Below are 19,923 nucleotides of genomic sequence, written 5' to 3'. Positions count from 1 at the left end.
TACGGCTCAATCCGCCGTACCTGTGCCGGCGACAACCAAAACAGATCACTCATGGCAAGGCCTCCCTGCAGCAGTGAATCAGATCATCGCCACCCTGGGAATCCCCTTAATGGGTCCTGAGCCTAGGTCGGTCGCCATGTTGTATTGTGTACCCGGGCCGCACCGAGAGCCTACACGAAATTTGCGATTTTGGCCTTATGCGCGGAACATGATGAATGTTCATTTTCTGTCAGCGGCTTGTGGTTCCCTGAACTGGTCATTTGGTCAGCAGTCCCCCCGCCATGGCATTGAAGGCCTCGATCACCTTTGGCAAGGTCGTGGCCGGATCATCGCTCGCCGCGACCCAGAGGGCGGCATTCAGCGCTGCGCCATTCATCAACCGCGCTGCCGCCTCGGGATCAACTCTCTTCATGCGTCCTTCGGCGATCAATCGCTCCACCGCTCGCTTTGTGCTTTGCAGACAGCTATCCTGGCTCGGCCATTGTGATGGATCGCCCAGCACGGCCGGCCCGTCCAGCAGCACGATGCGCTGAACCTCGGCGTCCAGTGCCATTTCTATGTAGGCGGCTCCCTCCGCAAGCAGTGCCTCCCACGCATCAGTCTTGAGCGCACCGATCTCCTGCGCCTTCTGTGCCATGGCACTGTCGATCTGGTGAACCACCGCCGCCAGCAGGCCCTTCTTGTCACCGAAATTGTGGTAAAGCGCGCCGCGCGTTAGACCCACCGATGCCGTCAACTCATCCATGGATGCTGCGGCATAGCCCTGCGCCGCGAAGGCCCTCCGTCCGGCTTCGATCAGCCTGAGCCGGTTCTCTTGCATCATCGCCTGGCGCTTATTGGTCACCATCACGCACCTATCTCACATGCGCAGCGTATATCAATTGACATACGCTGCGTATCTATATCTAACATACGTTGCGTATATCAAATTGCGCGACCCAAAGACAGAATGAAATTGAGCCTCAAATGACCAAACGCGAAGCCATCTTTCCCGTCGACCGCCATGCCCTTTACGAAGCTCATGGCTATTCTGCCGCCATCCGCTCTGGCGACCTGCTATTCGTTTCTGGCCAAGTCGGTAGCCTGCACGATGGCTCCCCCGAGCCCGACTATTCGCTGCAGGTGGAGCGCGCATTTCAGAACCTCAAAGGCGTCCTCGCTGCAGCCGGCGCAACCTTGGATGACATCGTCGACGTCACCAGTTTCCACACCGATCCGGAAAAGCAGTTCGAACCCTTCATGGCCGTCAAGAACCGCCATTTCAACACCAAGCCTTATCCCAACTGGACGGCCATCGGAGTAAACTGGCTGGCCGGCTTCGACGTCGAAATCAAGGTCATCGCCCGCATCCCTGCAGCTCAATGATCGGAAACACAAATAGGCCGCCGGATCGCTCCAGCGGCCTGTGGCCCTATTGCGGTCGTCAGCCGTCTAGTTGCAGCACGCCGAAAGCGGACACTGGCCTCTAATGCCCTAACCGATCAATCCCTGCAGTTGTTTGGCATCCTGCACCGGTGAGGCACCGAACAGCCGCTTGTATTCACGGCTGAATTGGGACGCACTCTCATAGCCGATCGAGAAGGCCACGCCGGCCGCGTCTACCGGTGCCTGCGACAGTTGCCGGCGCGCCTCTTGCAGCCGGATCTGCTTTTGGTACTGGATAGGGGACAGCGCCGTCACGTCCTTGAAATGCTTGTGGAACACCGACGAACTCATTCCGGCAATAGCGGCCAGTTGCTCGACCCTGACCGGCTCGGCGTAATGTTCCCGCAGCCAGGCCATCGCCTTACGGATACTGGATAGCCGGTTGTCGCTGCCGGCAATCTGGCGCAGTAAAACGCCACTGGGGCCCTGCAAAAGCCGGAACAGGATTTCCCGCTCGATCATGGGGCCCAGCACCGCGGCCTCATCGGGCCGATCAAGCACACTCACCAGGCGCAGCCACGCATCGAGCAGCTTGCTGTCTGCAGTACTGGTGAAGAAGCCGGACGAGGCTGCCGGCTCGCTCCCCTTTGGCAAGTCCAGCAGCACGCCGGCAATCACCTGCGGATCGAGCAGCAAGTTGAGGGCCAGATAGGGCTGCTCTTGGGTCGCTTCCGAAATTCGGCCAAGCGCTGCCACCTCGGCTGCGGCGATGAAGTAGTCGCCCGCGCTATAGGCCAGCACCTGTTCACCGATGACGGCGCGCTTTGCCCCCTGCAGCACGAGACAAACGGCCGGCTCGTAAATCACCGGCTGCAACGCCGTGGGATGGTCCAGCCGCATGATTTCCAGCCGCGCGATCGAGGTCACCGTTCTCGGCTGCAAGGCATAGGAGAAGGCAAGTCGCTTGAGTTCTGCCATGGTGCTCATCCGGCGACACTAGTCCGACCCACAGCCCTTCGCAACGTATCAGGAGGAATAGGCAAGAACCGAGGAGTTTTCGGCACGCAGTGGCGACACGAAGAGCTTAGCTATCAGGCCTGCAAGATGGAAGGAATTGTCATGCAAAAGCGCAAACTCGGCACCAATGGTCCAGAGGTTTCGGCAATCGGCTACGGCGCCATGGGCGTCTCCGTCGCCTATGGTGACAGCGATGAAGCCCAGGGCATCGAGACGATCCGCTACGCGTTCGACCAGGGCGTCACCTTTTTCGATACGGCCGCTGTGTACGGGTGGGGCGAGAACGAAAAGATCGTCGGCCGCGCCGTCAAAGGCTTCCGCGACGAGGTCGTGATCGCCTCCAAGTTTGGCTTTGCCGAGGACTGGAGTGTCGACAGCCGCCCCGATTTCATCCGCGAGCTTACCGACAGGAGCCTGCGCAATCTCGGTGTGGACCACATCGACATTATGTACCAGCACCGGGTCGATCCAAATGTGCCGATCGAAGATGTGGCCGGCGTGGTGAAAGACCTGATCATCGCCGGTAAGGTGAAGTATTTCGGCGTGAGCGAGGCCGGTCCCGAGACGATCCGCCGTGCTCATGCTGTGCAGCCGGTCACGGTGCTGCAGACCGAATATTCGGTGTTCGAACGAGAGGTAGAGTCGATATTCCCGACATTGCGCGAGTTGGGCATCGGCTTTGTGCCCTATTCTCCGCTTGGTCGCGGTTTCCTCACAGGCGCGGTCAAGCCGGCTGCGGACTATGCAGAGAACGACATGCGCCGCAGCGATCCGCGTTGGCAGCCCGGCAATTTCGAGAAGAACAAGACGGCGGTCGAGCAACTGACCATGCTAGCCAAGTCCAGGGGCGCCACCGTGTCACAACTGGCTCTGGCCTGGCTGCTGGCGCAGGGGAACGACATCGTTCCCATCCCGGGCACGCGCCACAAGGAGCGGCTGGCCGAGAATGTCGGCTCGGCTGAGCTCCAACTGACTGCCGAGGACTTGGCCCGGATCACGGAAATTCTGCCGGAAGGCGCCGCCGGCGCCCGCTACGCCGTGCCAAGCATGATCCCCGAGTGGAAATAATGCCTCACCCCTTTGGCGGCTTGATCGCCAAAGGGGTATCAAACGATAGTTTGCTCCACCGATCTCGCTGAGCAATCAGCATCCGCTTACCGCTTAAAACCCTCGATAGCAGCAGGTCTGCAAACTCTCCCCGAGGTAGCCGGCCAGCAGTTGCATAAAGCGGGAGTTTAATCGTCGAAGACGACTGCAGCGAAGTCCTCAAGGGCTTGAACCGTGGGGGCCGGCTGTTCTTCAGGCAGCCAATGCCCGGACTCCTTCACGACGATAGTCGTAATGTCTGTTGCCCCTTGCCTGGCGAAGGATTGTTCCATGGTGAGCAGCGACCCGCCTGTCGAGAACTCTGCGCCGACGACGAGCATGGGCACCGTGAATTCGGAGTTCTGTGCCTGAAAGAAAACCGCATCCTCGTCAAAGGCGCGGTAGAGTTCAAAACCCGCACGCAGGCGTTCAGGGGTCTCATAGGCCTTGGCATAAACCTCGATTTCTTCCATCGAAATCGCCTCGGGGTTTGCAGAGACCTTGTTGATGAAATAGCCGAAATACTCCGCCTGACGACCCTGCACCAGGGTTTCGGCCAGTCCGACCTGGTTGTGGAAGTCATAATGCCAGGCGTGAGAACTTGCCGCGATGGCGTCGGCCGGATCCAGCCCTGGAACAGGAACGTCAAGGATGGCTACGCCGCTCAGCTCGCCTGGGTATTGCCTGCCATAGGCATAGGCCACCATGCCGCCGATATCGTGCCCTACAATGAGCGGATTTTCCAAACCCAGATGATCTGCAAACGCCTTTACGTCGGTGGCAAGCGAAGCCTTGTCCCAGCGCTGGTTTGGCGCCGTGCTGCCACCGATGCCACTGAGATCGGGCGCATATACGCGGTAGTCTTCGGCCAGATCGGGAATGATCGCTTTGAATGCATCGGCGCTTTGCGGCCAACCATGCAGCAGAACAATGGCTTTGCTTCCCGCGCCGGCCGAGAGGTAGCGCACGGTCTGGTCACCCACTTGCACCGTCTGGTCGCTGATGTCCGATTGGGCAGCCACAGGGACGAGGAACAACAGGGAGGCAAATGCAAACAGGGTAAAGCGGCTGATTTTGGTCGATTTCGTCATCTGGCGCTACTCCAGTGTAAAATCTCTAGCGACGTTCGATCGCCACGATGGTGTCGAGAATTGTGGCTTGTTCGCCTGCCGGACCGAACGCCGTTCGAGGCATCGAGCCAACGAACACTTCGCGCCAGGCTGTTGGATCAAGCGCCAGATCGGCCATTTCGGCATCGGCGGTCGGGAACACGATTTCGGGGTCGCTCCATGACCACGGCGCGCGCGATCCGTGGGTAACGAGGAGCAGGAGCCCTCCTGTTTCGACTGCCTGTGCGGCGCGTCTCAAGGCTTCGGTGCGGCCGAAGGGAATGGGGGATTGCAGGAACATGGCGATCACAAGATCGAACGACCCTTGTGGGAAGCTCTCAGACAGATCGTGTCGCTCAAAGTGAACGCTGGATTCTACGCCAGCGGACGAGGCGGCCAATCGCGCAGCCTCAAGGGCTGCCTCGGAGATATCGACCCCGGTTACAGTCCATCCCTGCTGAGCAAGCCAAATCGCATCGTCGCCACGGGCGCAGCCCAACTCCAGGGCACGTCCTTTTGGACGCCCTTCAATGAAGTGCGTTAGCGTAAAAGATGGGCGTCCACCCGAGGGTTTCGTCTTTCCGGCGTAGACGCAATCCCAAAATGTTTGGGGAGTGTCGTCCATTCTCAGGCCTGCGGGATTTGATATGGTATGAGCTGATGATGTCATGTATCATCAAATGAACCATAACCGCATGAGTGTCAATATCACGTGCTTTCATTTGTTACAGAAGGGCTGATCTAATGCGCCAGGACAGCCGCCTACCGCGTGTCCTCCACGCCCTGCTGCATCTTGAGCGGCTGCAGGCGCCGGCAACTTCCGAGCTCATCGCCCAGATGCTGGGAACAAACTCCTCGGTAGTTCGCCGAACCATGGGAGGCTTGCGCCAAGCTGGCATTGTCGTTTCGGTAAAAGGACACGGGGGCGGCTGGTCGCTTGCAAAGCCGCTGACCGAAATATCGCTTCTGGAAATCTACCAGGCGCTTGGTGCGCCGACACTTTTTGCCATCGGCATCGATGATGAGCAGACGACCTGCTTGCTGGCCCGCGCCGCGAATGACGCCACCGCAAACGCGCTTGCCAAGGCACAGCAGCATTTTGAAACGCACCTCAAGGCAGTTTCAGTCGCAGAGATGGCCGCCAATTTTGAGCCGGGCATGATTGACCACGCCAAGCCTGATTGAGACGCTGCAACTCCCGACGGCACCTTCAAAGAAGGCGGCAAGCTGACACCGCTCGGCTATTGGGGAGGGAAGGGACCTTCAGTCGGGCGCGTTAGGACCGGGCGCAGTCCGTTTGCGTCGTGCGATCATCATTGCGATCAGCGGCAGACACCAGATTGCGATAGTAAACAGGCCGAGCCCGGCCGCGATGGGGCGCTCGAAGAAGGCGAGGAAGCTGCCATCCGCCTTGATCATCGAGGTGATGAAATTCTGTTCCAGCATCGGGCCGAGGACGAGCCCGAGAATCGCCGGAGCGATCGGAATGTCGTTTTCGTCCATCAGGAAGCCCAGGACCCCGAAGATCAGCATCAGGATGACGCCAAAGATCGAGTTGTTGATCGCGAAGGACCCCACGATGCAGAACATCAGGATGATCGGCATCAGGACGCGCTCGGGGACCGCCAGGATGGTGCCGGCCGATTTGATGGCCACCCAGCCCAGCGGTAGCATGATGATGTTGGCCAAGAAGAAGACGATGAAGACCGCGTAGATCAGTTGCGGGTCGTTGATGAAGATGGTCGGCCCCGGATTGAGGCCCTTGATGTAGAGGACGCCGATGACGATCGCGGTGATCGAGTCCCCGGGAATGCCAAAGACCAGCGCCGGAATCCAGGCGCCGCTGACGGCTCCGTTATTGGAGGCGCCCGCCTCGACAAGGCCTTCGACATGGCCGGTGCCGAATTTCTGCGGCTGCTTGGAAAAGCGCTTGCTGACGGCGTAGGAGATCCATGCGGCGATGTCGGCGCCGGCCCCTGGCAGGGCGCCGATCGCAGTGCCCAGCACGCTGCCGCGGAGCACCTGGACGGGATAGCGCTTGAGGTTGGTCCACTGGCTCCTGAAGATGCCGTCGCCGCTGGAGGGAGGCACTGGCGGCCGCTCGCTGCGTGAAACCACCGAGCGCAGGACTTCCGAAACGGCGAACAGGCCGATCATCGCAGGAATGAACTGGACGCCAGCCAGCAGTTCGACGTTGCCGAAGGTGTAGCGTGGCTCGCCCGCCGGATTGTCGATGCCGATGGTGGCGGCAAACAGGCCGATCAGCAGGGAGATGATCCCGCGGGTAACCGATCCCGGCGACACGAAGACCGCGCAGGAGAGGCCGAGAACCACCAGCCAGAAATATTCGAAGGAGGAGAATTTCAGCGCGACCTCCGCCAGCGCCGGCGAGGCGGTAACGAGTACGATGGTGCCGAAGATGCCCCCGATGGCGGAGAAGACCAACGCCGCGCCGAGGGATTCCTCTGACCGCCCCGATCTCGTCATCCGATAGGCATCTTCCACATAGGCAGCACTGGCGGGTGTGCCGGGCATGCGCAGAAGCGCACCCGGAATATCGCCCGCGAAGATCGCCATGGCGGTGGCGGTCACGATTGCCCCGATCGCAGGAACCGGGTCCATGAAGAAGGTGATCGGCACCAGCAGCGCCGTCGCCATGGTCGCTGTGAGGCCCGGGATCGCCCCGACGAACATGCCGAAACAGGCCGAGCCGAGGATAACAAGGAGAACGTTGGGCTGAAAGACGAGCCCGAAGGCTTCCACGATGACGGACATGATTGGTTACCAGAGAAATCCGAGGGCGCTGCGCGGAAGCGGAACGAGGAGCAGGCGGCCGAACGCCTGCTGGATGACGATGGTCGCCAGGAGCGACACCAGGATTGCGGTCACCGGTCGGGTGCGCAAGGTCAGCATCAGCGTGACGATAACCAGGAAGGCGGTGGGGACGAAGCCGATCGCCTGGGAGAACAGGATGTAGAAGACAACCAGGCCGATGGCGACCGACAGGCCGACAAGCGCCATCGGCGAACGGGTCCAATCGGCAAGCGCCAGAACGGGCGCCGCGTTGCGCACCACCACGGCTTTGCCGATCATGAATACGCCGAGGCCGATCGCCACCAGGGCGATGGTTGTCGGCATGGTTTCGGCTCCGTAGGCCTGTCCGGGAATGGGCGAGAACTGCAGCGCAGAGAGGTAGATCCCGACACCGGACAGGAGCACGAGAATTCCGAGGGAGAGATCGTTCAACTTCATGGACGCAGAACCATCCTGGGAGTGATCGAAAAGCAGCGGCGCGAGGGGGCCACCCAGTTTGACGTCGGGTACGTGGCTAACACTATCCACGTACCCGACGTCTCAAGGCGCCGTCGTTCCGTTCTACTATTTGGCCAGCCCGGCCTTGGTCATCACTTCACCGAGGCTCGCGTCGTCGGCGGCCACGATCTCGGTCGCCTCTTCGCCGGAGGCCCAGCGCATGCCGAAGCCGCGATCGTTCATGAAGGTCTGGTATTCTTCGCTGTTGTAGGCCTTCTCGATCGCTGCCGTCAGCGTGGCCTTGACATCATCGGGCATACCATCTGGGCCAACGAGCGTGCGCCAGACCGCAAGGGTCCAGTCCGAGCCGGTGGCTTCGTTGAGGGTCGGAACGTCCGGGAACGCCTCCTGCCGCTCGCCGGACATGGTGGCCAGCGGACGGACGCGCCCGGCATCGATCATCGAGCGGCCTTCGGCCAGCGACGAGGGCACGATATCCACCCCGCCGGCTACCATGTCGGTGATACCCGGCGCCGCGCCCTGGCTCGGAACCCAGGTCACGTGATCAGGCTCGAGGCCCTCGGAGAGGAGCCATCCTGCGAGCCCGAGATGCCAGATGCCGCCCTGGCCAGTCCCGGACGATTTGAAAGTGCCCTTTGGCTCCGCCTTGATGGCCTCGAGCAGTGTGTCGAGGGACTCATATTCGGAATCTGCCGACACCATGAGGCCGCCCGGGTCGGCGTTGACCATGGCGAGAATGTCAAAATCTTCGTGGGTCAGCTCGGTCAGGCCCTGCCAATGCATCATGTCGATCTCGATCGTCATAACGCCGATCGTGTAGCCGTCGGGCGCGGCATTGGCGAGGGCGCTGTGCCCGACTACGCCGGAGCCGCCGGTGCGGTTCACGACATTGACGGGAACGCCTAGTTCCTCCTGCAGCAGCGAGGCAAAGACGCGGCCCACTGCGTCGGTGCCGCCCCCGGCACCCCAGGGCACGATCATCTGGATCGGCCGGTCCGGATAGCTCTGCGCAGAAGCCGCGCTCATGCCGAACAAGGTCGTTCCGATCAGCGCTGCCGCGATAGACATTAGGGTACGTTTGTACATGGATCCTCCCAGATCGATTGCGGGGCGGCACATGGCAACCCCTGCCGAGGCAGGTTGTCCTGCCTCGCGTCCTATCAAGCGCCGCCATCCCCCTCGGCGCCCTCACTCCGCCTACGACTATCGATCCCGCACCCTCGGCTGTCAATCTATGCGCTGTGCTGTTCCCCGGCGCGACCGAACTCGCCGCCGACGGCCGGCGTTGGATATTTCCATTTCGCTGCACGGAACGCGGCCAAGCACAAGGTTCCTTCTGTTCTCCGAATTGGCATAAGCTTTTGCAAAAGTGCTCTATGCACCGGAGGAGAAAATACAATGCAGAAGCAATTCAGAGCGGTAAGCGCGGCGGGCTTGGCAGCGCTGTTGGCAGTCTCGGGCAGTGCGCCAACGCTCTCACAAGAGACATACCCCGTCGATACGGTGACATTGGTCGTGCCGTATGCGGCTGGCGGTGCTGGCGATATCGTCGGCCGTCTGGTGGCCGATGAACTCAGCCGCCGCCTCGGCGTCAATTTCGTCGTGGAGAATGTTGGCGGCGCAAGCGGCGCGATCGGTGCCGAACAGGTGTCGCGCTCGCCCGCCGATGGCAGCACGCTGCTTCTGGCCGGAAACGCCATCATCACCACCGCGCCTCATCTCGCCGAGGTGGGCTTCGAACCCCTCGAAGACTTCATCGCGATCGCCAATGTGAGCGAAGCGGTGCGTATGTTGGTGTCCTCCAAGTCGCTCCCGGTGACCAAGGTTGAAGAGTTCGTCGCCTACGCCAAGGAGCATCCGGGCGAATTGAATTATGGCTCGGTCGGCGTCGGCTCCACCGGCCATGTCGCAACGGTGGACATGCTCAATGTCATGGGCATCGAGGCCACGCACATCCCCTATAAGGGCGCGGCGGAAGTCGTGCAGGCGGTGCTGTCCGGAGACGTTCAGTTCATGATGGACGCCGCTGCCGTGGCACAGGCGCGACAGGACACGGTCACGGCGCTGGCCGTTCCGGGCGGCGAGCAGCTGAGCGAGTTCCCCGACGTTCCAGCGCTTGCCTCGCTCGGCTATGACAGCATCAGCGGCACCGGATGGCAGATGATCATGGGTCCCGCCGGCATGCCGGACGAGGCCGTCAGCATGGTCGAGACGGCCCTGAAGGAAGCCAGCACCGATCCCGAGTTCGTCGACAAACTGACCAAAGCCGGCGTTTCGCCGCGTTTCATGGGAAGCGCCGAACTCGATGCAGCGCTGCGCGCGGACTACGAACGCCTTGCCGTATTGCTGACCGGGCTCGGCTTGGCGAAATAATCGGGCGAACCATCATGGCCGGCAGCGTAGTATATCACGCTGCCGGCCATTCCATGTTCATTTCCCCGGGCGGAATGCCGCCCGCGACGACCTACCCATGTCCATATTCGATCAAGGCCCCAACATGCCGTATCTAAGCTCCCGGATGGCCGACTGGGTCGTCGGTTTTTCACTCGATCATGCCCCGGCCGAGGTGGTCCACAATACCAAGCTGCGCATTCTCGACCAGATTGGGGTCATGCTGGCTTCCGGCAGCCTGCGCACCGTGGAGGCGGCCCGGCGGTCGTTGCAGGATTCCGACGGTGGGGGCAGGGGCGCCTATGCGCTGGGCAGCCGCGAGGAGACTTCCCCGGCCGGTGCCGCTTTCGTCAACGGGGTCGCGTCGTCCGCGCTCGAGTTCGACGACACCCATATCAAAAGCAATATCCACCCCACCGGGGTCGTTCTTGCCGCCCTGTTGGCGGAGGCTCAACGGGCGCCGGTCAGTGGCCGGCAGTTTGTCGAGGCCGTGTTGGCCGGCACTGAAATATTGTGCCGCCTTGGCCTCGTTTCTCCTGTGCGCATGCACGAAGTAGGATTTCATCCCACCAGCGTCTATGGCGTCTTCGCCGCGGCCTACGCCGTTGCGCGACTGCGCGGACTGCCGGCGGACGTCATGGCGCACGCCGTGGGCACCGCCGGCAGTCTGTCGGCCGGTTCGATCAGTGCGTTTCAGGATGGTGCCGACAGCAAGATCCTGCATGTTGGCTTCGCCGCTGCGGCAGGCATTCGCGCTGTTGCGCTGGCGGCCCAGGGGCTGACCGGGCCTGAGGCGATATTCGAGGGCAAGTTCGGCTGGTACAGGAGCTATGTTCAGGCCGATGTCGAATTCCGCTACAACGCTCTCACCGATGAGCTGGGGTCGCGCTGGGAAGTGCTCAATATAGCCCCCAAACTCTATCCCTGCGCCTTTACGCTGATGCCCTTTATCCAGGCCGCGCTCGAACTGCGTTCACGGCATACCTTCAAGCTTGAGGACATCGTGGAAATCCGCTGCGAGATCATGCAGCGCTCGTTCCGGACGGTTTGCGAGCCGGTTGAAGAAAAGCGCCGCCTGCGCACGCCCTGGCACGGACGGATCAGCCTGCAGCACACGGTTGCGGAGGCGCTGGCGCTGGGGCGCTTCGATAAATCATCCTATGCTGAATCGAGCCTCAGGGACCCGGTCATCCACGCCCTGGCCGACAAGGTCGTCCACGTGGCCGACCCCATTGCGGCCGCTGATACCAGCCGTTCGCGCGGGGTGGTGTCGATCGAATTGGCTGATGGCACCGTAATCAGCCACACCGTCGAGGACATGCTGGGCACGAGCCGCAATCCGGCAGGCGACGCTGTCTACATCGACAAGTTCCGCTCCAACCTCAATGGCGTGGTCGACAGCGACAGGACCGACAAGCTGATCGAAACCTTGTTGGCTCTCGATACCGCCCCCGATGTGCACGCCATACTGGCCCCGTTTCAGCAGTAGGGCGGGGACAGCGGTTCTGATCCCTTCGCCACCGAACGCGGCGAGGGTAGCCTTTAGATCATTGTCATCGCTGCACTCACCCGCGCCCATTCGGGGCGCGGGTGATGGTTTGCAAACCTATGCCAGTTTCCAGTAGCGGTCTCAGTCCTCGGCTTCCGCCCGGCCGCGCCGGACAAAGGAGGTTGTGGTGGCGAGCAGGACTGCAACACCGACCAGCAGCAGTGTCAGGCTGATCGGGCGCTCGAGGAACACCATCGGGTCACCGCGCGACAGGGTCATGGCCCGGCGGAAATTCTCCTCGAACATCGGGCCCAGAATGAACCCGAGAACGAACAACGCCGGATTGCATCCCGCCGCCTTGAGCAGGTAGCCCAGCGCCCCGAAGAAAACGAGCGAGTAGATGTCGAAGTGCGATGAGCTGAGGGTGAAAACCCCGACGCAGGCAAAGGCCAGCACAAAGACATAGAGCCAGTGGTAGGGAACGCGCAGCAACCGCACCCAGAGCCCGATCAGGGGAAGGTTCAGCACCACAAGCAACAGATTGCCGATCCACATGGAGACGATAAGGCCCCAGAACAGCTGCGGGTGATCCCCCATCATTCGTGGACCGGGCTGGACGCCATGGATCATGAAGGCACCGAGCATCAGCGCCATGGTTGGACTGCCCGGAATGCCGAGCAGAAGGGTGGGAATGAAGGCGGTCTGCGAGGCTGCGTTGTTGGCTGATTCCGGCGCAGCAACACCTTCCACGGCACCGCTGCCGAAGCGCTCTGGTTCCTTGGCCGTGCTCTTCTCGACCATGTAGGCGCTGAACGAGCTCATGGAGAGGCCCGCACCGGGCAGAACCCCCAGCACCGTGCCAAGTCCGGTGCCACGCAGCACGGCAGGCCAGGCACGTTTGAAATCGTCACGCGTTGGCCAGAGCCGGCCGATATTGCGAGACGACACGGCTTCCCCCTGGGGTTCCCCGATATTGCCGATGATCTCGGCGACAGCAAAGAGTCCCACGGCCAGCACCGCGAATTCGACGCCATCGCGGAGTTCGGGAATGCCGAAGGTGAAGCGGAACATGCCGGTGGATACGTCCGAGCCGGCCGTGCCGAAGACCATGCCAAGCAGCACGACCCCGACCCCCTTGACCACACCGCCACGTGTCATTGCAGCGGTGGTGAGCAGCGCCACGAAAACCAATGCGGCGTATTCCGCGGCGCCGAAGCGCATCGCTATGCCGGCGAGTGGCGGGCCGGCGAGGGCGATCACCAGCGTACCGACCGTACCGGCGAAGAAGGAGCCCAGGGCGGCCACGGCAAGTGCGGCGCCGGCGCGACCCTGCCGGGCCATCTGGTGACCGTCTATGCACGTCACGGCGGACGCGGCCTCACCGGGCAGGTTGACCAGGATGGAGGTGGTGGAACCGCCATAGGCAGCACCATAGAAAATGCCCGCGAGCATGATGATCGATGCCTCGGGCGTCAGCCCGAAGGTCAGCGGCAGCAGGAGCGAGATGGTGATGATGGGCCCGACACCGGGCAGCACGCCGATAGCGGTGCCCAGCGTCACGCCCAGCAGGCAATAGAGCAGGTTGACCGGCGTAACCGCCACCTGCAGTCCCATGACGAGCGAGGAAAAAAGGTCCATGCTCAAAACCTCCAGGCTACGAGGCGGAATGGAATGCCCAGGCCAAAATAGAAAATGGCCACGATCAGCACGACCACGGCGACCAGCACGGCAAGCATTTCGCGTTTGCGCCCGCCGCTGTCTGCGAACCAGCTGATGCCCACCAGCGCTGCGAGAGACGGCAGCAGGCCGACATGGTCAATCAGGAGGCCGAAGGCCAGAATGGCCGCCAGGATCAACAGCAGGGGGCGCAGTTCGCGTCGCGGAAAGGCGGAAACCAATTGCTGTCCGGCCTGCCGCGCTGCGGCTGTCTGTGCCAGTTGAGCAAGGCCGAGAATGCAAAGGCCACCTCCGGCAAGGATCGGCATGGCCCCGGAGCCAAGAGCGGACATGGTGCCGAAGCCATAGCCGTAGCCGACAACGACAGCGACGATACCGAAGGCGAGAAAGATCAGGGCGGCGAGCAGGTCGGAATGTATTGTCATGGCCCGTTGTGGTTGGGGGTGGATGGTCGACTCCCGACAGTAATGGGTCGGGGAAGAAATTCCGACACCTAGCTGCGAGGGTCCCCAGGACAGTGTTGGCTGCTGGGTTATTACATCGGACAAAACCGTGGTTCGCTGCCTGGCGCCACGTCCTATCGCCTCCGTTCCACTGAGCGAAACACTGGGACAACCGATTTGTGTGCCCGGCGCAAGATGCTAGGTCGGTGCACAACCGTGGAAGGATGAGCCAATTGCGTGTAGTTCAAATTGCCCGCCCCGGCGGGCCCGAAGTCCTGGACATCGTGGAGCGTCCGGTTCCAGCTCCCGGTCCCGGCGAAGTCCTTTTGAACGTCTATGCCGCCAGCGTGAACCGTCCTGATATTCAGCAGCGGCGCGGCCTTTATCCGCCGCCGCCCGGGGTCACCGACATTCCAGGGCTCGATGCGGCGGGAACGGTCGCCGCAATTGGCGATGGCGTGGACACAGTCAAGATTGGCGACGCCGTTTGCGCACTGACCAATGGTGGTGCTTATGCGGACTGTGTAGTCGTTCCCGCCGCGCAGTGCATGCCGCTCCCGCGCGGCTTCAGCTTCATCGAGGCGGCTTCCCTGCCCGAGGCTTTTTTCACCGCCTGGAACAATATCATCTGGCTGGGGCGGTTGGCCCAGGGCGAGACACTGCTGGTGCAGGGCGGCTCGAGCGGCGTTGGAATGGCCGGCATCCAGATGGCCCGGCTGCTCAGGGGAGCCCGCGTCTTCGCCACGGCCGGAAGTGCCGAGAAGCGGGCAGCTTGCATGGATTTAGGCGCCGATGCCGTGTTTGACTATCGGCAAGACTGGGCGGGAGCGATAAGAGATCACGCAGGCGAGCATTGCCTCGACGTCGCCCTCGACGCACAGGCCGGGTCCTATGTGCAGCAGCAATTGGATCTCATGGCCCCCGATGGCCGGCTCGTCTTCATCGCCAGCCATCAGGGCGCAACGGCGGAAGTCAACATTCGCGACCTCGTGCGTCGCCGGCTCACCCTGACCGGCTCGACGCTGCGCCCACGCTCGGCAGCATACAAGGGCCAGATCGCCAAGGCGCTCGTGGATGCCGTGTGGCCATTGCTGGCGGACGGCAGGATGACCACCCGCATCCACGCCGTATTCCCGCTGGCCGACGTGCGGCAGGCCCACGCGCTGCTGGACGCGAACGAACAACTCGGCAAGGTCGTCCTGGCAGTGGATTCGGAACGCGCCAGCGAAGTGGCGTGATCGGCCGATCCTCGCCGTCAGATGGCGCCGTACTCCGTCACGTCCACCGACATGTTCTGAGAAAGGCGAGCAAGATCGTCAGAAATTGCGAGGGCTGCTGACTGCAAAACCGGAGCAAAACGCAAGCATGCTTCCTGCTCGGAACTGAAGGCGGACTTGAAATAGGTTAGGCCCAGGCTTGCCAGGACGCGGCCTTCCTGGCTGATGATCGGAACGGCAATGGTGTTCGAATTTCGCGGCTCCACCATTGATGAACGGGTCGCGTAACCGGCTTCCTTGATCTGCGCCAGAAGGCGCTTAAGTTCCTGAGGATGATGGCTTAATCCGTCTTCCGGGTCGTCCGATTTCATCAGCACGTCAAGGATCAACTCGAACTCTTCGCGCTCTATGAATGCCACATAGGCCAGCCCCAACCCCCGGGTGAGCATCTGCAGCCGCCTGTTGACCGTGCTGTGGAACGGCGAAACCGGACTGTCAGGCACGGTGCTGAAGCGCACAACCATGCTGTCATAGTCGGGCAGGGCGATCGCAATCGGCCACTTATGCTTCCGCGTAATCGCCAACGCCCAGGCGCGGCCGGCTTCAACCACCAACGGGCCTTTGTGGTAGCCCGAACTGAGCGAGGTCACCATCGCGCTGACCTGATACCCGCCCTGCCGCGTGTCGTTCTCGACATAGCCCGCCTCCTCCAGTGTCTTGAGGATACGAACGAGTGTCGGCTTTGGCAGGCCGGTACGGGCGTGTAGCTGCGCGATAGTATTGATGGGCTGCCGGTTCAGTTCCAGCAGCACATTGAGGCAGCGTTCGATCGAACGAATAGCCACGGAATGTCTTCCTCCCTCGCAAATTTCGTTTCGCTAGACGAAACATGAGGGACTATAGATTGAGACGCGCAGGCGTCAACCTCTAAGCCGAACTTGTATCCAGCGGAGAGCAAGATGGCGACGAGTGAACAGAACCGGGAAGAGGCGCGGCGCCTCATGGCAGGCGTCGATGAAGAGGTTGCGGCTGGTCTGCTGAGGGGAGCGCTCGATCTGCACGTGCATTCCGGCCCTTCCACCATGCCAAGGCAGCTCGACCATATGCAGGCGGCAGAAGAGGCAATTGCAGCCGGCATGCGCGGCGTGTTGTTCAAGGATCACCACTATTCTGCCGCTCCTTTCATTCCACTAATGGAACGGCTGATCGCCAACCCGGACTTCTCGATGTTCAGCGGTCTGGTGCTCAATAATTCCACGGGCGGGCTCGATCCCTATGTGGTCGATGCACAGCTCAAGATGGGCGCCAAGTTGATCTGGATGCCGACGGCGCAGGCCGCCAATCACATCCGCAGCTCCCACCGCAAGTCGCGGCTCGTGTCGAATGTGCAACTGATGCAATCGCCGGCCCTGACGGTAGTGGACGAGCTCGGCAACATTCTCGATCCCGTGAAGCAGATTCTCGATCAGGTGGCCGAGTTCGACGTGATCCTGTCGTCGGGACACCTGCATGTCTGGGAAATCTGGAAGCTCTTCGACGAGGCGCGTAGCCGTGGGGTCAAGCGGCTGCTGATCAACCATCCGATGTATGGCCTGCACTTTACCTATGCCGACATTGCCGACTTCGCCAAGCTCGGCGTGATCGTGGAGCAGTCGGCGGCGATGTACGTCGACTCACGCTTCAACGTCTATTCGCCTCAGGAGCTCAAGGAACATATCGAGGCGGCCGGCGTGAAGAATTCCTCGATCGGCTCGGATCTTGGTCAGGTGGACAATCCGACCCCGGTCGAAGGCATGCGGCAGGCTATCAAGCTTTGCCTGGCCCTAGGATTCAGCGAGGCCGATGTCCGCACCATGGTGGCTGACAATCCTGCCAAGCTGGTTGGCCTGGCGCCCTAATATCGGTGGCAAGGGGGCGACCTCCCGGCCTCTCTGTCCACCGATGCGATGAAGCCGGGATGCCAATGCATCCCCGCTTCATCGTTTTCTGCGTCGTGCTTCGCTTTACGCTGTCGGCATGGGATAATCATCTGCGTTAAGCACCCAGCCCGGCTTGGCCGAGAAGTCCATGCGCGGCGGCGAGAATATGTCGACAAGCTGGTTGACGCCGGGACCTTCGGCCGTCGTGGTATGGATCGATGGTGGCGGGATCACGCAGACTGATGGCGACTCGCAATAGAGATGCTCGTCTTCGCGCCAGGCACCCATGTTGGTGGTCCATGGCCAGCGCAGATGGTGTGTGAAGGCACCAGTGAGCGCCAGCGAGCATTGCTCGAAATCGTCGTGATGGTGTGGCGAGACATTGTCACGCGCGCGCGGTCCAATGCGGGGCGTGAGGAAATTGATCATGAAGGTCGTGCATCGATAGATGCGGCCGAAGCGCGACAGATCCTCCGGCACGTCCAGCGTGTACCATCTGAGCTTCAACCCGCCCGCGGGTTCGGGCCATTGCTCGAAGGGCGGCACGTTCGGGTGTGGCTCGCTGAACGCTTCGGCATTCGAGGCAGCATTGGCCATGTCGTCGGATTTCGGGGTGAGAAGGCGTATGATCGTCCCAGCGGTCAGCATGCGGATAGTGCTGTTGCCGGGGGGCACGAAGACCACGGAATATCCTGGCACGACCTCGGTTCCGGCCTCGGTGGTGATCTCCACCTGCGTTTCGGCGTCGGGGATGATAACCGCATATTCGTCCGCCTGCGCGCTACGAACAAAGGCGCCGCCCTGCAATGCCTTGCTGTAGGCAACTACAAAATTTTGCCCACGGCTGATCCAGGTCTCGCCACTGGCGTCCTTGATCTGCGGCTCAGTCCCGTAGAAGAGCGCCAATTGCGAGCCAAAGAAACTCTTGTGCACCCAACTGGCCTCTGGCTTGGGTGCTCCACCTGCCAGGGTGGAGCGCGGGTCGCTCGCAGTATACATGATAGCCCTTTCCTTCGATTATCTCGTTCACCTGACGTCCGACGGTAGTCACTCTGGACGTGGTGCCTGCTTCTTGAGGCCCAGGATTTCGCGGGCCTCTCCCGGCGTTGCAACCTTGCCTCCCAGTTCACGCACGATACGAACTGCCTTCTCGACGAGCTGCGTATTGCTTTGGGCAAGCACGCCTTTCTCAAGAAATATGTTGTCCTCGAGCCCGACGCGCACGTGGCCGCCGAGGAGCCAGGCCTGCGCGAGCATCGGGAATTCCCAGCGGCCCACGCCGCAGCCGCCCCAGTTCGAGCCCGATGGAAGCAAGCTTTTCAGATAGGCGAGCGTCTCCGGCGTGGCGATCGCGCCATAGCGAACGCCCAACACGATCTGGCAAAACATCGGGGTGTCCAGCTTGCCTTGGCGGACCATGTCGTTGACCAGCTGGATGTCGCCGCTGTCGAATACCTCGATCTCGGGCCGGACGCCTGCCGCCTGGATGCGCTCAGCCATGATGGCGAGATTGGCCGGGGTATTGATGACCACTGAGGAGCCCGAATACATTGTATTGAAGTCCAGGCTGCACAATTCCGGCCGCAGCGCCTCGACATGTGTCACGCGGGGTTCCGGGCGGATCAGCGTTGTGCCCGGGGCCGCGACGCTCGGGTTGTCTATGCTGGGAATGAACCGCTGTCCCGGGCCTGTCGTCAGGTTAATGACGACGTCCTCCTCGGCCGCACGCAGGCGCTCGACCACTTCACGATAATGCTTAAGCTCCATGCTCGGCCGGCCATCGGAATGGCGCACATGAACATGGATGATCGCAGCGCCGGCCCGGATCGCTTCGAGGCCGGCTTTGGCGATTTGTTCCGGCGTCACCGGGAGGTAGGGAGTTTGCTCGAGGGTCGTGATATTGCCCGTCACCGCACAGGTGAGGATAGTCGGATCGGCCACGTTTTCGGTCCTTGGAAACTGAACGCGCTGATGGCTTGCGCGGTGTGTAACTCCCATCGCCACCGCAGGGGCGGCAACGGGAAACCGCGGGCGTTTCGCTTACAGAAACGGTGCGGCCGCCCCATTTCGCACAGCAAAACGCTCGGCCTTCAGGATCGGTGCTGCTCCGGCCGCCATATAGAAGGGGCGCAAAAGGAGACCACATGTCCGACCAGCGTCCTCATTTTTCCTCATTCCGCGAGCGCCTGCTTGGCCGCCAGCGCATGTTCGGCACCTTCGTGAAACTGCCGACGACGCAGGTGATCGAGATGCTGGGCCAGATCGGCTACGACTTCATCATCATCGACCAGGAACATGCGCCACTCGACCGTGCCATGACCGACCTGATGATTTTCGCTGCGCGGGCGTCAAATCTCGCCCCCATCGTCCGGATTGCCGAGTTCACCGAGGCAAATGTGCTCTCCGCTCTCGACTGTGGGGCCATGGGCATCATGGTCCCCCACGTCGCGTCGGTCGAAAAGGCCACCGCAATCGCCCGCGCCTGTCACTATTCAGGTGGCAGCCGAGGCTTTGTCGGCCTGTCGCGCGCCAGCAATTGGGGAAGTGCAGGACCGACCCAGCACATGGCTCTGCAGGATAGCCAGGTTGCCGTGATCCCCATGATCGAAGACCAGCAAGCTATCGACCTGGCCGGTGACATTGCCAGGGTGGAGGGCATCGACGCGCTATTCATCGGTCGTGGCGACCTCACGGCCTCGTTCCGCGATGATCCCGAGGCACCCGCCAAGGTCGCCGACATCAGTCGCCGCGTCGCCGCAGCCGCCAAAGCCGCCGATACGCCACTCATGATGCTACCGACCAGCAAGCCCGATTTCGAGTTCGCCACTTCGCTTGGAGCCACGGCCATCGTGCTTTCAAGCGATCACGGCTTTGTCCGGTCCGCTGCCACGGTAGCGCTCAGGGACTATGGTGCCTGAGAAAAACGGACCCGGATCG

General features: G+C 61.6%; 20 protein-coding genes. 8 read left to right on the top strand and 12 right to left on the bottom strand.

Annotation, left to right across the window (positions count from 1 at the left end; genetic code table 11):
* Positions 1–256: 256 nt before the first annotated feature.
* A complete protein-coding gene (locus tag C8264_RS17235; RefSeq protein ID WP_245893323.1) occupies positions 257–847 on the bottom strand; it encodes a TetR/AcrR family transcriptional regulator in 591 nt (196 codons plus the stop codon).
* Between the two features lie 119 nt (positions 848–966).
* On the opposite strand from C8264_RS17235, the gene C8264_RS17230 reads away from it, so the two are divergent.
* Positions 967–1,365, top strand: coding sequence for a RidA family protein (locus C8264_RS17230; RefSeq protein WP_108462216.1), 399 nt, complete (start codon positions 967–969; stop codon positions 1,363–1,365).
* A 108-nt stretch (positions 1,366–1,473) separates the two neighbouring features.
* Here C8264_RS17230 and C8264_RS17225 read toward each other — a convergent pair whose 3' ends face one another.
* Positions 1,474–2,343 carry an AraC family transcriptional regulator gene (locus C8264_RS17225; protein WP_245893318.1) on the bottom strand — a complete coding sequence of 290 codons (870 nt, stop codon included), beginning with the start codon at positions 2,341–2,343 and terminating at the stop codon, positions 1,474–1,476.
* 141 nt (positions 2,344–2,484) lie between these two features.
* Here C8264_RS17225 and C8264_RS17220 point away from each other — a divergent pair, with 141 nt between their 5' ends.
* Positions 2,485–3,450, top strand: a complete 966-nt coding sequence (locus tag C8264_RS17220) for an aldo/keto reductase (protein WP_108462230.1) — start codon at positions 2,485–2,487, stop codon at positions 3,448–3,450.
* Between the two features lie 167 nt (positions 3,451–3,617).
* Here the strand turns inward: C8264_RS17220 and C8264_RS17215 are convergent, their stop codons facing one another.
* The gene (locus C8264_RS17215; protein ID WP_108462214.1) at positions 3,618–4,559 is read right to left on the bottom strand and encodes an alpha/beta fold hydrolase; all 942 of its coding nucleotides are present in this window, start codon (positions 4,557–4,559) and stop codon (positions 3,618–3,620) included.
* Positions 4,560–4,584: 25 nt separating this feature from the next.
* Entirely contained in the window at positions 4,585–5,202 is a 618-nt protein-coding gene (locus C8264_RS17210; protein WP_205245716.1) for a class I SAM-dependent methyltransferase, read from the bottom strand.
* A gap of 119 nt (positions 5,203–5,321) precedes the next feature.
* On the opposite strand from C8264_RS17210, the gene C8264_RS17205 reads away from it, so the two are divergent.
* Positions 5,322–5,762 carry an RrF2 family transcriptional regulator gene (locus C8264_RS17205; RefSeq protein ID WP_108462212.1) on the top strand — a complete coding sequence of 147 codons (441 nt, stop codon included), beginning with the start codon at positions 5,322–5,324 and terminating at the stop codon, positions 5,760–5,762.
* A 78-nt stretch (positions 5,763–5,840) separates the two neighbouring features.
* Here the strand turns inward: C8264_RS17205 and C8264_RS17200 are convergent, their stop codons facing one another.
* The 3 genes from C8264_RS17200 to C8264_RS17190 form a co-directional block, all read right to left on the bottom strand.
* Complete coding sequence (locus C8264_RS17200) at positions 5,841–7,352, bottom strand: tripartite tricarboxylate transporter permease (protein ID WP_108462211.1); 1,512 nt, start codon at positions 7,350–7,352, stop codon at positions 5,841–5,843.
* 6 nt (positions 7,353–7,358) lie between these two features.
* The gene (locus C8264_RS17195; RefSeq protein ID WP_108462210.1) at positions 7,359–7,829 is read right to left on the bottom strand and encodes a tripartite tricarboxylate transporter TctB family protein; all 471 of its coding nucleotides are present in this window, start codon (positions 7,827–7,829) and stop codon (positions 7,359–7,361) included.
* 126 nt (positions 7,830–7,955) lie between these two features.
* Positions 7,956–8,936 carry a Bug family tripartite tricarboxylate transporter substrate binding protein gene (locus C8264_RS17190; protein WP_108462209.1) on the bottom strand — a complete coding sequence of 327 codons (981 nt, stop codon included), beginning with the start codon at positions 8,934–8,936 and terminating at the stop codon, positions 7,956–7,958.
* A 312-nt stretch (positions 8,937–9,248) separates the two neighbouring features.
* On the opposite strand from C8264_RS17190, the gene C8264_RS17185 reads away from it, so the two are divergent.
* Complete coding sequence (locus tag C8264_RS17185; RefSeq protein WP_108462208.1) at positions 9,249–10,223, top strand: Bug family tripartite tricarboxylate transporter substrate binding protein; 975 nt, start codon at positions 9,249–9,251, stop codon at positions 10,221–10,223.
* Between the two features lie 97 nt (positions 10,224–10,320).
* Positions 10,321–11,730: an MmgE/PrpD family protein gene (locus C8264_RS17180; protein ID WP_108462207.1), complete on the top strand. Its 1,410-nt coding sequence runs from the start codon at positions 10,321–10,323 to the stop codon at positions 11,728–11,730.
* Positions 11,731–11,871: 141 nt separating this feature from the next.
* Here the strand turns inward: C8264_RS17180 and C8264_RS17175 are convergent, their stop codons facing one another.
* Together C8264_RS17175 and C8264_RS17170 are read right to left on the bottom strand one after the other, a co-directional pair.
* On the bottom strand, positions 11,872–13,368 hold the full coding sequence (locus C8264_RS17175; RefSeq protein WP_108462206.1) for a tripartite tricarboxylate transporter permease: 1,497 nt from the start codon (positions 13,366–13,368) through the stop codon (positions 11,872–11,874).
* 2 nt (positions 13,369–13,370) lie between these two features.
* Positions 13,371–13,832 (bottom strand): tripartite tricarboxylate transporter TctB family protein, encoded by a 462-nt coding sequence (locus C8264_RS17170; RefSeq protein ID WP_108462205.1) that lies wholly within the window; start codon positions 13,830–13,832, stop codon positions 13,371–13,373.
* A 251-nt stretch (positions 13,833–14,083) separates the two neighbouring features.
* On the opposite strand from C8264_RS17170, the gene C8264_RS17165 reads away from it, so the two are divergent.
* A complete protein-coding gene (locus tag C8264_RS17165; RefSeq protein ID WP_108462229.1) occupies positions 14,084–15,088 on the top strand; it encodes an NAD(P)H-quinone oxidoreductase in 1,005 nt (334 codons plus the stop codon).
* A gap of 17 nt (positions 15,089–15,105) precedes the next feature.
* Here the strand turns inward: C8264_RS17165 and C8264_RS17160 are convergent, their stop codons facing one another.
* The gene (locus C8264_RS17160; protein ID WP_108462204.1) at positions 15,106–15,912 is read right to left on the bottom strand and encodes a helix-turn-helix domain-containing protein; all 807 of its coding nucleotides are present in this window, start codon (positions 15,910–15,912) and stop codon (positions 15,106–15,108) included.
* A 114-nt stretch (positions 15,913–16,026) separates the two neighbouring features.
* Here C8264_RS17160 and C8264_RS17155 point away from each other — a divergent pair, with 114 nt between their 5' ends.
* Positions 16,027–16,965: a DUF6282 family protein gene (locus C8264_RS17155; RefSeq protein ID WP_108462203.1), complete on the top strand. Its 939-nt coding sequence runs from the start codon at positions 16,027–16,029 to the stop codon at positions 16,963–16,965.
* A gap of 105 nt (positions 16,966–17,070) precedes the next feature.
* Here C8264_RS17155 and C8264_RS17150 read toward each other — a convergent pair whose 3' ends face one another.
* Entirely contained in the window at positions 17,071–17,985 is a 915-nt protein-coding gene (locus C8264_RS17150) for a cupin domain-containing protein (RefSeq protein ID WP_108462202.1), read from the bottom strand.
* A 48-nt stretch (positions 17,986–18,033) separates the two neighbouring features.
* Positions 18,034–18,927 carry a beta-keto acid cleavage family enzyme gene (locus C8264_RS17145; RefSeq protein WP_108462228.1) on the bottom strand — a complete coding sequence of 298 codons (894 nt, stop codon included), beginning with the start codon at positions 18,925–18,927 and terminating at the stop codon, positions 18,034–18,036.
* Positions 18,928–19,130: 203 nt separating this feature from the next.
* Between C8264_RS17145 and C8264_RS17140 the strand changes: the two genes are divergently transcribed.
* Positions 19,131–19,904, top strand: a complete 774-nt coding sequence (locus C8264_RS17140; RefSeq protein ID WP_108462201.1) for an HpcH/HpaI aldolase family protein — start codon at positions 19,131–19,133, stop codon at positions 19,902–19,904.
* The last annotated feature ends 19 nt before the right edge of the window (positions 19,905–19,923 follow it).

Source organism: Devosia naphthalenivorans (assembly GCF_003056355.1).
GTDB lineage: Bacteria > Pseudomonadota > Alphaproteobacteria > Rhizobiales > Devosiaceae > Devosia > Devosia naphthalenivorans.
This window is presented reverse-complemented; position numbering and strand designations above follow the sequence as displayed.

What these genes read in the sequence shown, in the direction of transcription:
- C8264_RS17215 (WP_108462214.1), bottom strand. Translation starts at nt 4,559, where the DNA reads ATGACGAAATCGACCAAAATCAGCCGCTTTACCCTGTTTGCATTTGCC.
- C8264_RS17235 (WP_245893323.1), bottom strand. Translation starts at nt 847, where the DNA reads ATGGTGACCAATAAGCGCCAGGCGATGATGCAAGAGAACCGGCTCAGG.
- C8264_RS17200 (WP_108462211.1), bottom strand. Translation starts at nt 7,352, where the DNA reads ATGTCCGTCATCGTGGAAGCCTTCGGGCTCGTCTTTCAGCCCAACGTT.
- C8264_RS17230 (WP_108462216.1), top strand. Translation starts at nt 967, where the DNA reads ATGACCAAACGCGAAGCCATCTTTCCCGTCGACCGCCATGCCCTTTAC.
- C8264_RS17170 (WP_108462205.1), bottom strand. Translation starts at nt 13,832, where the DNA reads ATGACAATACATTCCGACCTGCTCGCCGCCCTGATCTTTCTCGCCTTC.
- C8264_RS17185 (WP_108462208.1), top strand. Translation starts at nt 9,249, where the DNA reads ATGCAGAAGCAATTCAGAGCGGTAAGCGCGGCGGGCTTGGCAGCGCTG.
- C8264_RS17225 (WP_245893318.1), bottom strand. Translation starts at nt 2,343, where the DNA reads ATGGCAGAACTCAAGCGACTTGCCTTCTCCTATGCCTTGCAGCCGAGA.
- C8264_RS17190 (WP_108462209.1), bottom strand. Translation starts at nt 8,936, where the DNA reads ATGTACAAACGTACCCTAATGTCTATCGCGGCAGCGCTGATCGGAACG.
- C8264_RS17220 (WP_108462230.1), top strand. Translation starts at nt 2,485, where the DNA reads ATGCAAAAGCGCAAACTCGGCACCAATGGTCCAGAGGTTTCGGCAATC.
- C8264_RS17175 (WP_108462206.1), bottom strand. Translation starts at nt 13,368, where the DNA reads ATGGACCTTTTTTCCTCGCTCGTCATGGGACTGCAGGTGGCGGTTACG.
- C8264_RS17140 (WP_108462201.1), top strand. Translation starts at nt 19,131, where the DNA reads ATGTCCGACCAGCGTCCTCATTTTTCCTCATTCCGCGAGCGCCTGCTT.
- C8264_RS17195 (WP_108462210.1), bottom strand. Translation starts at nt 7,829, where the DNA reads ATGAAGTTGAACGATCTCTCCCTCGGAATTCTCGTGCTCCTGTCCGGT.
- C8264_RS17210 (WP_205245716.1), bottom strand. Translation starts at nt 5,202, where the DNA reads ATGGACGACACTCCCCAAACATTTTGGGATTGCGTCTACGCCGGAAAG.
- C8264_RS17205 (WP_108462212.1), top strand. Translation starts at nt 5,322, where the DNA reads ATGCGCCAGGACAGCCGCCTACCGCGTGTCCTCCACGCCCTGCTGCAT.
- C8264_RS17180 (WP_108462207.1), top strand. Translation starts at nt 10,321, where the DNA reads ATGTCCATATTCGATCAAGGCCCCAACATGCCGTATCTAAGCTCCCGG.
- C8264_RS17155 (WP_108462203.1), top strand. Translation starts at nt 16,027, where the DNA reads ATGGCGACGAGTGAACAGAACCGGGAAGAGGCGCGGCGCCTCATGGCA.
- C8264_RS17150 (WP_108462202.1), bottom strand. Translation starts at nt 17,985, where the DNA reads ATGTATACTGCGAGCGACCCGCGCTCCACCCTGGCAGGTGGAGCACCC.